The following is a 14335-nucleotide window of genomic DNA, read 5'->3' as shown; positions in this document are numbered from 1 at the left end:
GGCGGCCGTTCAGCCCTTGACGGCGTTCTTGACGTTTGTCATGGCGGTGCTCCACGCCTGGCCCGGGGTCACCTTGCCCTGCTCGACGCTTGTCAGGACGTTGAGGAACTCGGTGCCGATCGGCCCGTCCTCCAGCCCGATGTAGAACGGCTTGAGCTTCGTCACCGACTCCGTGTAGATCTTGCCGATCGGCGCGTCGGAGAAGAACGGGTCGGTTCTGGAGACGAGCTGCGGGTCGGTGTAGACCGACGGCGTCGTCGGCAGCGCCCCGGTGACCAGGAAGTGCTCGAGCTGCCCGGCCGGGGACTGCGTGGCGGTGATGTACTTCCAGGCGGCCTGCGGGTTCTTCGCCCGCTTCGGGATGGCCAGGTAGCTGCCGCCCCAGTTGCCGGCGCCGCCAGGGATGGCCGCCACGTCCCACTTGCCGGCGGTGGCGGGAGCGTTCGTGCGGATGGAGCCGAGCATCCACGACGGCGCGGCCACCACGGCGAAGTCGCCCTTGCCCATGGCGGCGGTCCACCCCGACGAGAACGAGCCCTGCTTCGCGGTGATGTTCGCGTCGATGGCCTTCAGGGCCAGGTCGAACGCCGCCTTCACCTGCGGGTTCTTGTCGTAGGACAGCTTCCGGTCGGTGTTGGAGTAGTACCGCTCGGTGCCCTGGTTGATGGCCTGGAAGTAGACGCTCGTCGGCGCATTGTCCAGGAACTGCTTGCCGCCGGACGCCTGGACGTACTTCTTGCCGGTCTCGATGAACGCGTCCCAGTCCGGCCAGAGCTTGGAGACCTCGTCGCGGGCGGTCGGCAGGCCGGCCGCCTTGAACAGGTCGGTCCGGTAGGCGATCGCCAGGCCGCCGACGTCCGTCGGGATGCCCACGACCTTGCCGTCCTTCGACGTCGACTGGCTCATGACCCAGGGCAGGTAGTCCCCCTGCATCTTGTCGGCCCCGAGCGTCTTGAGATCGACGAAGTTGTCCGGCGACTGCATGAACTTCGGCAGGTCGTCACCCTGGATCAGCACCAGGTCGGGCACCTTGCCCCCGGCCAGCGCGGCGGTGAGCGCCTGGGCCGTCTCGCTGGTGCTGCCGACCTCGGTCAGCTTGATGTTCGTCTCGGGGTGCGCCTTGGTGTAGCGCTCGACGTCGGCCTTCTGGTTGATGCCGGTGAAGGACCAGAACTCGAAGGTGTTGGACCCTGACCCGCTGCCGGAGCCGCCACCGGAGCACGCCGAACTGAGCAGCAGCGCGGCGGCCGTGGCGATCGTGGCGATGATGCGGCGATGCACGTGGCGCCTCCGGGAGTGTGGTGGGCCGCCGGGCCGTTGCTCGCACCGGCTGCCGGCGTCGAGGCCGGTGTTGCCGTACACCGGGGAAGGTATTTCGTATGATGTCGTTCGTCAATATTGATCCATGCGCATTGATCGATTCCATGGCACGGGTGTGTAACTTCCACCGGGAGGACCCATGACCAGAGCACTGTTCAACGGCCGGACCGGACGATGGCATCGCGCACTCACCGCCGCCGCGGTGGCCGGCATGGCCCTGATCGGGGCCGCGGCGGTCCCGGACGCGGGCGCGGCCTCCGCGGCGACCGGCCTCGGCGCCACCGCCGCCGCGCGCGGCCGGTACTTCGGTGCCGCCGTCCAGCCGGGCCGGCTCACCGATCCGGTCTACACCGGCCTGCTCGACCAGGAGTTCAACTCGGTCACACCGGAGAACGCCCTGGAGTGGGACGCGGTGGAGCCCGCCCGCAACCAGTTCGCCTTCACCGCCGCCGGGCTGGTCGTCGACCGTGCCCGGGCGCACGGTGCGGCAGTGCGCGGCCGGGGCCTGGTCTCACCGAGCGCCGACCATGTCGCCTGGGTCGCCGCACTGTCCGCCGACGACACGCGCGCGGCGCTGCGCTCGCACATCACCGCCGTCCTGAGCCACTTCCGGGGCCAGGTCGGCACCTGGGACGTGGTCAGCGAGGCGTTCGCCGACAGCGGCTCCGTCCGGCCGTCGATGTTGGCCAACCGCCTGGGGCCCGCCTACCTCGAGGAGGCGTTCCGGGCCGCGCGGGCGGCCGACCCCGCGGCCCGGCTGTGCTACAACGACTTCGGCATCGAGGACCTCGGCCTGCCCAAGGCCCAGGCCGTCTACGACCTCGTCCGCGACTTCCGCAGCCGCGGGGTGCCTATCGACTGCGTCGGCCTGGAGAGTCACTTCATCAGCGCCGCCGCGATTCCCAGCACCTACGGCCGGACGATCGCGGCCTTCGCGGCGCTGGGAGTCAACGTGGAGATCACCGAACTCGACGTCGGAGGCTCCGGAACGGCCCAGGCCGACGCGTACCGGCGGGTCGTCAGCGCGTGCATCGCGGTGTCGCGCTGCACCGGCGTCACGGTCTGGGGTGTGCGCGACATCGACTCGTGGCGCTCGAACCTGACGCCACTGCTGTTCGACGCCGCCGGCACCCGCAAGCCGGCGTATTACGGAGCGCTCTCGGCAATGCGGATATGCGCCGTCCGATGCTGACGACACCGTCCCGTCCTTCTTCCGTCGGGGCGCTTTCCGGAAAGGCATTGCCCGACCGTCGGCTGCCGAAACCTGGTGCAAACAGCTTGGAAAGTCTCCCGCTGCGCCGATGAGCGTTCCGGCAGTTGGCCAGGCGGTCTGTCGATGGGTCTCGTGGTGGCAGAGGGAAAGGTCGACTGCGACGGCATGGAGAACACAAACCTCACGAGCGCCGGCAATCTCCGGACTACCACCGGCCGGTGAGCCGCGGGCCGTAGGATTCACCGGTCGCTCGTCGCACTGGAGGCCCGGTGGACCCCGTCCTGCCCGCACGTCTCAAGCATGATCTGCACCATCGCCTCCGGCCGATGCGCGGGCGGGACCCGGCCGAGCGGAGCCGTTCGACGACGCCCGTGGAGCTGCTCTACGACCTGACATACGTTGTCGCGTTCGCCACCGCGGCCGACCAGCTGGCCGAGCACGTCGGCGCGGGGCACGTAGGCGCGGCGCTCGGTGCCTACGCGTTCGCGGTCTTCGCCATCACCTGGGCGTGGATGCACTTCACCTGGTTCGCCTCCGCCTACGACAACGACGACGCACTGTTCCGCACGGCGACACTGGTGCAGATGATCGGCGTCGTCATCCTGACGTTCGGGCTGCCGGTCAGCTTCGAGGCCGCCGCGCACGGGCACAGCCCGAACAACATGCTGATGGTCGTCGGGTACATCGTCATGCGGGTGCCCCTCATCGGCCTGTGGCTGCGGGCGGCGCGGCAGGACCCGGAGCACCGCCGCATCGCTGTCGCCTACGCGGTGCTGATCGGCGCGGCTCAGCTCGGCTGGCTGCTCTCGGCGCTCGTCGCGGTGCCGGTCGGCGTGACGATCGGGCTGCTCGTCGCGCTGGCCCTGGCCGAGCTCGCCGCGCCGGTGGCCCTGGAGCGCCGGCTGGGCCGCCCGCCCTGGAACGCCGGGCACATCGCCGAGCGGTTCAGCCTGCTCACGCTCATCACCATCGGCGAGGTGGTCGCCGCCACCACCGGCGCGGTGCTCGCGCTGGTCCGGGCCCAGGGCTGGAGCCCGGCCGCGGTGGTCATCGCCGCGTCCGGGCTGGTGCTGGCGGGCGGGCTGTGGTGGGCGTACTTCCTCATCCCGTCGCGCACCATCCTCGAGCGGTGGCCGGGCCGCACCTACGTCTGGCGCTACGCCCACCTGCCGATCTTCGGTGCGATCGCGGCCGTCGGGGCGGGGCTGCGGATCGCCACCACGGCCGTGGAGGACAAGAGCCTGTCGGTGCTGCAGATCGCCCTCGCGCTGGCGATCCCGGTGGCCGCCCTGGTGATCATGATCTTCGTGACGTGGAGCGTGCTCATGCGCTCCTACGACCTGACGCACGTGCCCCTGCTGCTGTGCGTGCTCGTGCCGCTCGTGGCCGCGGTGCTGGTGCCGCTCGGCTACGGCGCGACGGAGCCGTTCGACCCGGCCTCCGGGACCAGCCTGACCCTGCTGGTCATCGCGGTCGCGCTGGTGGCGCTGTCGGCGGTGGTCGAGGTCGTCGGCCATGAGCTGGTGGGCTACCGGCACACCGTCCGGGTCCTGGAGCGGGAACGGTAGAAGCCCGCGACGAGGTCACCGCGGCCGGCGCCGGCAACCGAAGCGGCACCATCCGCGACGGGATCGCACCGCCGCCGCGGCATCGGCGTGCTCAGGTCCGCGGTCACCGGGCCGAATGGCTCGGGCATGTCACGCATACGTGTCTACGGCCCCCTGCTCGGCACCGCGGTGCTGGTGCTGGTCAGTGCCGCCTGGCTGGTCATCGGCCTGGGGCACGTGTGGGCGCATCCGGCTCTCGGCTGGCTGCCGGTGGTGGCGACGGGGGTGCTGGCCGGGAGCGCGTGCCGGGCGGCGGCCCGCCAGGCGGGCCTGGACGCGGCGACCCGGCGCTTCTGGCGGCACATGGCGTGGGCGTGCGCGCCGCTCGTCGCCGGCATCGTGGCCAATGCCGTCGACGCGACAGGCGGCCCGGTGCCCTCCCAGCAGATCGGGCCGGTGACGCTGGCCTGCTACCTGGCCGTGCTCGGGATCGTGCTGTGGGCGTTGCTGCGCCTGCCGTCGTGGCAGCGCAGTCGCAGCGACTGGATCCGCTTCGGCATCGACGGCTGCGTCGTGCTGCTCACCGTGGGCGCGCTGCTCTGGCACTTCTCGATGCGCGAGCACCGGGAGTGGGTGGACCAGACCGGCTCCGCGGGGCCGATGCTCGTCGTCAGCGTGGTCGCCGGCCTGTCGATGGCGACGTTCGTCAAGGTCGCGTTCGCCGGCGCGGGCCGGCTGGACCGCGGAGCGATCTACGCCCTGGCCACCGGCAGCGCGATAAGCGCCGGATTCGGCGGCCTGTCGCCGTTTCTCACCCCGTGGCCGTACCTGTCCACGAGCATCGTGTCCGTGCCGATGGCCGCGCTGAGCATCCACCTCGCCGCCGTCAGCCAGCAGCGGGCCGCCGGCCGCCCGCCCCGGCCGCACCGGAGCCGGCGGCGCATCAGCGTCGTGCCCTTTCTCGCCGTCGCCGTCGCCGACGTGCTGCTCCTGGCCACCAGCACCCGCGACCCGGGCGAGACCCGGGCGATGGAGGCGGTCGCCGTCGCCCTCACCGGGCTCGTCATCGTCCGGCAGATCATCGCCCTGCGCGACAACCAGTCCCTCCTGGCCACCGTCGACGCCCAGCTCGGCGAGCTGCACCGCTACCAGGACCGGCTGACGCACCAGGCGACCCACGACAGCCTCACCGACGCCGGCAACCGGGCCCTGTTCGAGCAGGAGGCCCGGCGCCTGCTGGGTGACGGCCGCTCCTTCCGGGTGGCGCTGCTCGACCTCGACGACTTCAAGGCCGTCAACGACCGCCACGGCCACCATCTCGGCGACCGGCTCATCACCACCACGAGCGCCCGGCTGGCCGCGACCGTGGGCGGGCACGGCACCGTCGTCCGCCTCGGCGGCGACGAGTTCGCGCTCGTCCTGCCCGCCGGCGACGGCGTCGAGGCACTGCTGGACCGGGTCGTCGCCGCGGTCGAGGACCCCGCCGACCTCGACGGCACCGTGGTGAGCCCCGGCGTCAGCCTGGGCGTCACCGACTCGCGACCCGGCGACGAGCCGGCCGAACTGCTCCGCCGCGCCGACGTCGCGATGTACGCGGCCAAGGCGGCCGGCGGGCGCCGCTGGCAGTGGTTCGACCCCGGCATGGACCGGGCCGGCGCCGAGGCGGCCCGGCTCGCCGACGACCTGCGCGGCGCCCTGCCCGGCGGTCAGCTGTTCGTGCTGTTCCAGCCGATCGTCGCGCTGCCCGACGGGCGCCCGGCCGGCGCCGAGGCGCTGCTGCGCTGGCAGCACCCGACCCGCGGGCTGGTGCCGCCCGACCAGTTCATCCCCATCGCCGAGCGCACCGGGACCATCACCGACATCGGCGCGTGGGTCTTCACGCAGGCGTGCCGGCAGATCGCCGAGTGGCAGCGGCGATACGGTGCTGCCGCACCGAAGCGGCTCAGCGTCAACGTCTCGGCCCGCCAGCTCGCCGATCCCCGATTCGTCGACACCGTCATCCGGGTCCTCGACGAGACCGGCGCCGACCCGGCCCGCCTGCTCGTCGAGGTCACCGAGACCGCCGTGCTCAACACCGAGACCGCCGCCGGGCACCTCGCCCGTCTCAAGGCGCTCGGGCTGCGGGTCGCCCTCGACGACTTCGGCACCGGGCACTCCTCACTCAGCCTGCTGCTCAACTGCCCCGTCGACGTCCTGAAGGTCGACAAGTCGTTCGTCAGCGGTGCCGCCGCGGACAACGCCGGTGCCGTCATCGTCAAGAACCTCATCGGCTTTACCAATGACTTCCGCATCGACGCCGTCGCCGAGGGTGTCGAGACCGCCGAGCAGGCCGAGCGGCTCTACGACGTCGGCTACCGTCTCGCCCAGGGCTACCACTTCGGACGCCCCATGACCGCCGCCGCGTTCGAGCGGACGTTCACCGCACAGGCGGCCACCGCGGCGGCCTGACCGAAACCGGCCGCCGGGGTGGTCCTCAGGCGTTGCGGACCAGGCGCCAGCGGTTGTCGGCGGTGCCGTTGTCGGAGTCCTGGACGGCGAAGGCCCCGTTGGCTGTCGAGTTGTTCTGGATGGCCAGCAGCTTGCCGCTGTTGACGTTGCGGATCTTGTACGTCCCGTCGCCCTGGTCGAGCAGGGTCCAGCGGTGATCGGCGGTACCGTTGTCGGTCCACTGCAGGACGGGGGCGTTGTCGGCCGTGGACATGTTCTGCACGCCGAGCACCTTGCCGCTGTTGACGTTGCGGAACCGCACCGCCGACCCGTCGGTGATCATCTCCCAGTTGTGGTCGGCGGTGCCGCTGTCGGTCCACTGCAGCGCCAGGCCGCCGTCGGCGGTCGACATGTTCTGCACGCCCAGCACCAGCCCGCTGGCCGCGTTGACCAGGCGGTAGCTGCCGCCGCCGGACCCCTGGCCGCTCGCGGCCCAGTAGACGGTGTAGTTGAAGCCCTGCGCGTCGTAGAACGGGCCCAGGCCGACCGATGCGCCGTTCGCGGTGGCCGTGAAGGCCAGCGCGCTGGTGGATGTCCGGACCACCGACGACGTGCTCAGCGACGGCAGCGAGGAGAGCGTGCTGTTGCCGTAGTTGCCGGCCAGGACCGCCGGGCCGTAGGTGAGCGCGACGACGCCGGCGTTGTCGTTCGTCGGCCGGGTGACCACCTGCATGGGCAGCCGGACGGTGACCGTGTCGCCGGAGGCCCAGGTGCGGGTGACGGTGGCGTAGCTGCCGGGCGTGGCGGTGACGCTCTGGGCGACGCCGTTGACGCTGATCGTGGCGCCGGCCGCCCAGGCCGGGATGCGGACCCGGATCGACCACACGTCGCTCGTGGCGCCGGTGATCTGCAGCGTCGTGGTGTCGCTCACCGGATACGACGTGGTCTGCGTGACGGTGAGGCCGCGCTGGCTCCAGTTCAGCACCGACGGCATGAACAGGTTCACCGTGAGCGTGGTGCCGCTGTAGAAGTAGATCGAGTCCATCAGCTTGGTGTTGATCTCGATGCCCGTGCCCTGGCAGCACCAGAAGCTGTTGTAGTCGGTGCTCCAGGTGCCGCCGCCCCAGGCCGGCCCGACCCCGCGCCGCCCGCCCGGCCGCAGCGGCGTGAAGTAGGTGACGTGCCCGTGGGCGTCGGCCGAGTTCTGCGCGCCGATGACGTGGTTGAGCAGGGCCCGCTCGTAGAAGTCGAAGTAGGCCGCGTTGTCGGGGTTGAGCAGCCACAGCTCGCGGGTCAGCTTGAGCATGTTGTAGGAGTTGCAGTGCTCGCAGGTGTCGTTGGCGAGGTAGCCGGCGATCGCGTTGGGCGCCTTGAAGTGCTCGGCCTGGCTGTTGCCGCCGATCACGTACGTGTGCGCGTTGACCGTCATGTTCCAGGCGTTGCTCGCGATGTCCCGGTAGCGCGTGGTACCTGTCGCCTTGTACTCGCGGGCGGCGCCGATCCACTTGGGGATGTTGGTGTTGGCGTGCTGCCCGTTGAGCTGGTCCTGGTTGGCCGCGAGCGGGTTGAACGCCGCCGCGTGGTCGAAGCGCTGGGCCACGGTCAGCCACCGGGCGTCGCCGGTCTGCTGGTAGAGGTCGGCCAGCACGGCGTTCATGCCGCCGAACTCGGTGTTGAGCACCGACTGCATCTGGGCGTAGCTGAGCCGGGCGGTGCGCCACTCGACCCAGCCCGCGAGCCGCAGCAGCACGTCGCGGGCCTGGGTGCTGCCCAGGTAGCGCCACACGTCCAGCAGGCCGGCCAGGGTCTTGTGGATGCAGTAGTACGACACGCTGACGCCCTGGCCGTTCTCGAGCCCGGTGAAGTCGGACTCGGGGAAGCCGGACAGGTAGCCGGTGTTGAAGCCGGCGGCGCCGTTGTTGGCCTGGCACTTGGCCATCTCGGCGACCATGTAGTCGGCGTTGTCCCGGCACACGGTGTCACCGAGCACGGCGTAGGCCTGGGCCCAGGCGGACAGGAAATGGCCCTGCATGTGGGTGCGGAAGGGGAAGTTCGGGGCGTCCCAGCCACCGTTGGCGGCGGCGCCGTTCGTGGACAGCCGGTGATTGGCCCGGAAGTTGTACAGCAGCCGGTCGACGTTGACGAACCGCAGGTACGACAGCGTCCGGTCCTGGTTGTCGAGCCATCGGCTGGCCGTCAGCCGCACCTGCCCGAGGTCGAACGCATACGCCGAGACGCCGATGTCGGCCCGGGCCGGCGCCACCGACGCGGCCGCGCCGGGAACGTCCACGGCACCGGCCGTCGCGGCGACACCGGCCACCACACCGGCGCCGGTCGCCTGCAACAATCGGCGGCGACTCAAGGGAACAGTTGACACACGAGCCTCCTGAAAGCGTGATCGACATCCGGGCGCGGCGGGGTGTGAGCGCTCACATGATGTCTTCGCCAGGCTGCCAGATCATTTCGCGACATTCAAGCATCGAAATGGACCCGACTCTCTCGCTCCGATATCCATAACACTTTTGCGCGCGGATGGAACTTACAAGCGTTCCGGCGCCGGTCTGCGCATTTCCATTGGCATACATTGACACTTGACGTCATACGAAATACGTTTCTGGACGACCTCAAGATCGTCTGTTCCGGGCCTGCGGCCCGGCGGCGGCGGATCGACAAGGATGGAGTCACAGATGCGAGACGTTCCCCGACGCCGTGCCCGCGGCCGCACCCGGCTGCTGCTCGGCGGCGTCTGCGCGGCCGTGATCGCCGTGGCCTCGGTGGCCATGACCACGCTTGCCCACGCCGATCTCAGCGGGCCGCCCGGGTCCACGCTGAAGGCGGCCGCCGAGCGCAGCGGCCGATACTTCGGCGCCGCGATGGGCGGCGACCGCCTCAGCGACTCGGGCTTCCTCACGATCGCCAACCGCGAGTTCGACATGATGACGGCCGTCAACGAGATGAAGCCCGACGCGACCGAGCCCAACAGCGGCCAGTTCACCTTCAGCAGCGGCGACGCGATCTACAACTGGGCGACCCAGCACGGCATGCGGGTCCGCGGCCACACCCTGGCCTGGCACGCTCAGCAGCCCCGGTTCTGGGCGAACCTCAGCGGCAGCAGCCTGCGGGCCGCGATGATCGAGCACATCAACGGCGTCATGGCCCACTACAAGGGCAAGCTCGCCTACTGGGACGTCGTCAACGAGGCGTTCGCCGAGAACGGCAGCCGGCGCTCGTCGAACCTGCAGTCGACCGGCAACGACTGGATCGAGGTGGCGTTCCGGACCGCGCGGGCCGCCGACCCCTCGGTCAAGCTCTGCTACAACGACTACAACATCGAGAACTGGACCTACGCGAAGACCCAGGGCGTGTACAACATGATCCGGGACTTCAAGTCGCGGGGCGTCCCGATCGACTGCGTCGGGCTGCAGACCCACTTCACCGGCGGGAGCTCGCTGCCGTCGAACTTCCAGACCACGCTGTCGAGCTTCGCCGCGCTCGGCGTCGACGTCGCCCTGACCGAGGCCGACGTCACCAACGCCTCCACCAGCCAGTACGGCGGGCTCACGCAGGCGTGCATGAGCGTCCCGCGCTGCGTCGGCATCACGACCTGGGGTATCCGCGACAGCGACTCCTGGCGCGGGAGCGAGAACCCGCTGCTGTTCGACCGCAACAGCAGCCCCAAGCCCGCCTACACCTCCGTGCTCAACGCGCTCAACGCCGCCTCCACGACGGTGCCGGGCTCGAGCACCTCGCCGAGCAGCCCGCCGGTGTCCTCACCGCCGGCGAGCTCTCCCCCGGTGTCGTCGCCCCCGGTGTCGTCGCCCCCGCCGAGCTCGCCGCCGGTGACCGGGCAGCCGGGCACCTGCACCGCGGCGTTCCGCATGGTCAACACCTGGGGTGGCGGCTACCAGGGTGAGGTCACCGTGGCCAACGGCGGCTCGACGGCCCTGAACGGCTGGACGGTCCGGCTGACGCTGGCCGGCGGGCAGACGATCGCCAACGTCTGGAACGGCGTCAACACCGGCACGAGCGGCACCGTCAGCGTCCGCAACGCCGACTACAACGGCACCCTCGGCCCGAACGCCACGACCACCTTCGGGTTCCTCGTCAACGGCAGCACCAACACGGCCCCCGGCAGCTTCTCCTGCACCAGCCCCTGACCGGCGGCGCACAGCACGTGGGCACCCATCGGGCCCGGAGCGACAGGCTCCGGGCCCGATGTTCGCCCAGGTCGCCGTGCGGGACGGCCGCGGTGGGCCTGCTCGGTGGCGGGCGGCGTCAGCTGCCGTAGACCTGGAACTCGTAGAGCGAGTAGCCGTAGGCCGTCGCCCGCTGGGTGCCGTTGACCCGCACGTAGCGGCCGGAGCCGGTGACGTTCAGTGTCTGGTTGCCGCCGGTGCCGGTCGTGGTGCTGTAGACGGTCGTCCAGTTCGTGCCGTCGGCCGAGGTCTGGACCTGGAACGCCCTGGCGTAGGCGGCCTCCCAGTTGAGCGCCACCTTGCTGATGGCGTGGGTGGCGCCCAGGTCGACCTGGAGCCACTGCGGGTCGGTGAACGCACTCGACCAGCGGGTGGCGGTGTTGCCGTCGGTGGCGTTGGCGGCCGGCGTGCCCGCGTTCTCCGTCGACGACGCGGTCGTCGGGCGGCCCTGGGACAGCAGGGTGGCGCCGCTCGGGTTGCCGCCGGGAGTGCCGGTCAGCCCGAACTCGTACAGCGAGTATCCGTAGGCGGTCGCACGCTGGGTGCCGTACATCCGGACGTAGCGGCCGGAGCCGGTGACGTTCAGTGTCTGGTTGCCGCCGGTGCCGGTCGTGGTGCTGTAGATGCTCGTCCAGTTCGTGCCGTCCTGGGACGTCTGGATCTGGAACGCCTTGGCGTAGGCCGCCTCCCAGTTCAGGTTGACACTGCTGAGGTTGTACGACTGGCCGAGGTCGACCTGGAGCCACTGCGGGTCGGTGAACGCGCTCGACCAGCGGGTGGCGGTGTTGCCGTCGGTGGCCGCGGACGCGGGGCTGCCGGCGTTCTCCGTCGACGAGGCAGTGGTCGGCCGGCCCTGCGCGATGTTGGTCCCGGCCGGGGGCGGGCTTGTCGTGCCGCCGCCCTTCTTGTTGTAGACCGCTACCCAGTCGATGTTCATCTGGCCACCGGAGATCGTGGCGGCGTTGGGGCCACCGCCGAACGCGTCGGGGAAGCCGCCGCCCATCGCCAGGTCGTAGATGATGAAGAACGGGTGGTGCACGGCGTTCGCCCAGGTGGTGGCGTCCACGCGGGTCGCGGGCAGGGTGAAGTAGTTGACGCCGTCGAGGTACCAGCGGATCTCTTCGGGGGACTTCGAACGGTCGATCTCGACCGCATAGGTGTGGTAGCCGGTCTGGCAGCCGGAACAGGCCCGCTCGCCACTGCCGATGCCCGTCGACTCGTTGCACGGCCCGCCGGGGTTGACGCCGCAGTGCAGGGTGCCGAAGACGGAGCTGCGGCCGTTGATGTCCTCGAGGATGTCGACCTCGCCGCTCGTCGGCCACGTCGTGCCGGTGCGCAGCGTCGAGCCGAGCATCCAGAACGCGGGCCAGTAGCCGGCGCCGTTGGCGGTCGTGACGTTCGGCTGCTGGATCGAGGACTCCATCCGCACGACGTCGCCGGCGTCGGCGCCGAAGGTGGCGGCCTGCGTCTCGATGCGGCCCGACGTCCAGCCGGCGCGGGGGTCGGTGCCGCTGTGCAGTGCCCGCAGCACCAGGTGCCCGGCCCCGTCCTGGAAGACGTTGGCGGTGCTGTTCGTCATGGTCTCGATCTCACCGGTGCCGAACGTGCTGCCGGGGCCGGTGTCGTACTTCCACGTCCCGGTGCTGACCCCGGTGCCGGCCGCGCCGCCGAACTCGTCGCTCCAGGTGAGCGTGAAGCCGGGCGGCGGTGCGGGCGAGGCGGGCGCCGCGAGCTGGGCGGCGGCGGACGGGCCGGCGTTGAGTACCGCGATGACGCCGACCAGCCCGAGCGTTGCGACAGCGGTGGCGCCCGCGATCCAACTCCGGGTGCGGCGTGGTGTTCGGGTGCGCATGGCTCTCCTTGCGGATTCCTGGCGGGGATAGAGAGCGCTCTCTCGAATCGCACGCTACTCCGGTGTCACCCTCCTGCGTCAAGTGGGGAGAGCGATTTCCCGGGTCACCCGCCTCCGGAGCCGGCGGCTACCGGGTGCCGTACCAGCCCATGTCCGGTACCGGCCCGAGGTCGAGCTCGCGCAGGACCCGGGGCAGGTCCTCGGAGTCGCCGCTGAGCTGGACGTCCCGGCCGCTCAGGTCCTTCGCGAACAGGTCGCCGCCGCGCTCGTCGAGCCAGGCCGCGCCGCCGCCCACGTCCACCGACCGGCCGGTCCCGAGGTCGAAGAGCGGCTCGAGCCGCGGCCCGATGGTCATCGTCAGCTCGCCCTCACCGAAGCGGACGGACAGGTTCTGGACCCAGGAGAGGTTCACGACCCCGAGGCTGTACATCCAGGGCCGGCTCGCGATCGACGCCGGCTGCCAGCCGAACTTCGGGCCTATCGCGAACGTGCCGGTGTCCGGCCGCAGCGACTTCGCGATCCGCACGGCCACGCTGCGGTCGCGTTCGGCGTCGCGCGAGCCGGCCGACACCGACAGCCGCGGACCGGTGGCCGGCTGCCAGGTCAGCAGGACCCCGCCGTCGTCGGCGTACGTCCGCATCTCCGCGCTCGCCCCGCCGAGTTCGACGCGGTCGGTGCGGACCACCTGCGGGCTCGCCGCGTACGCGTCCGACCAGCCCGCGGTGAGGGCCACGAACGGCTCGCTCAGCTCACCCGGGCGCTGTCCACGGCCCCACTCGTGACTCACCACGACGACCTGGGAGCCGTCGACGACGGCGCCGAGGCTGGTCCGGCCGTAGCCGGCGGGCAGCCACGTCGGTCGCCAGCCGAGCCCGGCGGTGAGCCAGCCGCCACCCGGGCCGCCGGCGATCGGCGGGAACACGAGGTCCTCCGGCCGGGTCCGGCGGTAGGCGGCGAGCCCGCCGGCCCCGGCCACGCTCGCCGCGGCCAGCGCGCCGGCGGTTCGCAGGACCAGGCGGCGCTGCCGGTGGCGGCGGGCGTGCGCGTCGAGCGTGGCGCGGATGTGGGCCGCCGGGTGGGCCTCGTCCGCGATCGCGGCGATGGCCGCACGGATCGCGTCGGCGTCGGTCATCGTTCCTCCAGCGGGACGGGCACGGCGATGCCGCGCAGGGTGGCCAGGGCCCGCGACGCCTGGCTGCGCACGGTGCCCTCGGAGCAGCCGAGCAGCGCGGCGATGTCGGCGTCGGCCAGGTCCTCGAAGTACCGCAGCACGATCACGATCCGCTGGCGGGTGGGCAGCTCGCGGATGAGCCGCATCAGCGCGTCGCGCTCGGCCCGCTGCTCGGCGCCGTCGGCGACCGGCTCGGGCGGATCGTGGGACTCCCGTCGCAGCCGGGCGACGATCCGCCGGCGCGCCGAGACGAGCTCGTTGATGACCATCCGGCGCACGTACGCCTCGGGCTCGTCCATCGCCGCGATCCGCGACCACCGGGGCTGGGCCTTGACGAGCACGTCCTGGAGCACGTCGGCGCCGGTGTTCGGGTCACCGGCGAGCGCCGTGGCATACCGGGTCAGCGCCGGCAGCCGAGCGGCCAGGAACTCCTCGAAGACAGGCGATTCACCGCGCACACGAACCTCACGAAGCTGCGGCACCGATTCGTTGCATCGCCCGTCTGCTACATTCGTGGGACCAGCGGACGAACTGACGTCCCCGAGTGCTCGAAAGTGTGAAGCCTGTGATCCCCGCGGTCTCCAGCGGCCCCTGCCGCTGACGCCTGCC

General features: G+C 71.1%; 9 protein-coding genes. 4 read left to right on the top strand and 5 right to left on the bottom strand.

From position 1 onward, the window contains the following. Window positions 1-9 precede the first annotated feature (9 nt). Window positions 10-1281 (bottom strand): ABC transporter substrate-binding protein, encoded by a 1272-nt coding sequence (locus Dvina_RS24225; protein WP_223104752.1) that lies wholly within the window; start codon window positions 1279-1281, stop codon window positions 10-12. Window positions 1282-1459: 178 nt separating this feature from the next. On the opposite strand from Dvina_RS24225, the gene Dvina_RS24220 reads away from it, so the two are divergent. From Dvina_RS24220 to Dvina_RS55275, 3 genes are all read left to right on the top strand, one after another. After that, the gene (locus Dvina_RS24220; protein ID WP_223104751.1) at window positions 1460-2512 is read left to right on the top strand and encodes an endo-1,4-beta-xylanase; all 1053 of its coding nucleotides are present in this window, start codon (window positions 1460-1462) and stop codon (window positions 2510-2512) included. A gap of 347 nt (window positions 2513-2859) precedes the next feature. Next, window positions 2860-4101, top strand: coding sequence for a low temperature requirement protein A (locus tag Dvina_RS24215; protein WP_223104750.1), 1242 nt, complete (start codon window positions 2860-2862; stop codon window positions 4099-4101). Window positions 4102-4227: 126 nt separating this feature from the next. After that, window positions 4228-6528, top strand: coding sequence for a putative bifunctional diguanylate cyclase/phosphodiesterase (locus Dvina_RS55275; RefSeq protein WP_223104749.1), 2301 nt, complete (start codon window positions 4228-4230; stop codon window positions 6526-6528). 25 nt (window positions 6529-6553) lie between these two features. On the opposite strand, the gene Dvina_RS24205 is transcribed toward Dvina_RS55275, so the two are convergent. Continuing rightward, window positions 6554-8884, bottom strand: coding sequence for a beta-L-arabinofuranosidase domain-containing protein (locus tag Dvina_RS24205; RefSeq protein ID WP_223104748.1), 2331 nt, complete (start codon window positions 8882-8884; stop codon window positions 6554-6556). A 310-nt stretch (window positions 8885-9194) separates the two neighbouring features. Here Dvina_RS24205 and Dvina_RS24200 point away from each other — a divergent pair, with 310 nt between their 5' ends. After that, window positions 9195-10664: an endo-1,4-beta-xylanase gene (locus Dvina_RS24200; RefSeq protein WP_223104747.1), complete on the top strand. Its 1470-nt coding sequence runs from the start codon at window positions 9195-9197 to the stop codon at window positions 10662-10664. A 118-nt stretch (window positions 10665-10782) separates the two neighbouring features. Here the strand turns inward: Dvina_RS24200 and Dvina_RS24195 are convergent, their stop codons facing one another. The 3 genes from Dvina_RS24195 to Dvina_RS24185 all read right to left on the bottom strand — a co-directional run bounded on the left by Dvina_RS24195 (window position 10783) and on the right by Dvina_RS24185 (window position 14184). Then, window positions 10783-12555, bottom strand: coding sequence for a discoidin domain-containing protein (locus Dvina_RS24195; RefSeq protein WP_223104746.1), 1773 nt, complete (start codon window positions 12553-12555; stop codon window positions 10783-10785). A 127-nt stretch (window positions 12556-12682) separates the two neighbouring features. After that, window positions 12683-13687, bottom strand: coding sequence for a hypothetical protein (locus Dvina_RS24190; protein ID WP_223104745.1), 1005 nt, complete (start codon window positions 13685-13687; stop codon window positions 12683-12685). Continuing rightward, a complete protein-coding gene (locus Dvina_RS24185; RefSeq protein WP_223104744.1) occupies window positions 13684-14184 on the bottom strand; it encodes a SigE family RNA polymerase sigma factor in 501 nt (166 codons plus the stop codon). Before Dvina_RS24185 ends, Dvina_RS24190 begins: the two co-directional genes overlap by 4 nt. Between the last annotated feature and the right edge of the window lie 151 nt (window positions 14185-14335).

The organism is Dactylosporangium vinaceum, from assembly GCF_019904175.1.
GTDB classification, from domain to species: domain Bacteria; phylum Actinomycetota; class Actinomycetes; order Mycobacteriales; family Micromonosporaceae; genus Dactylosporangium; species Dactylosporangium vinaceum.
This window is presented reverse-complemented; position numbering and strand designations above follow the sequence as displayed.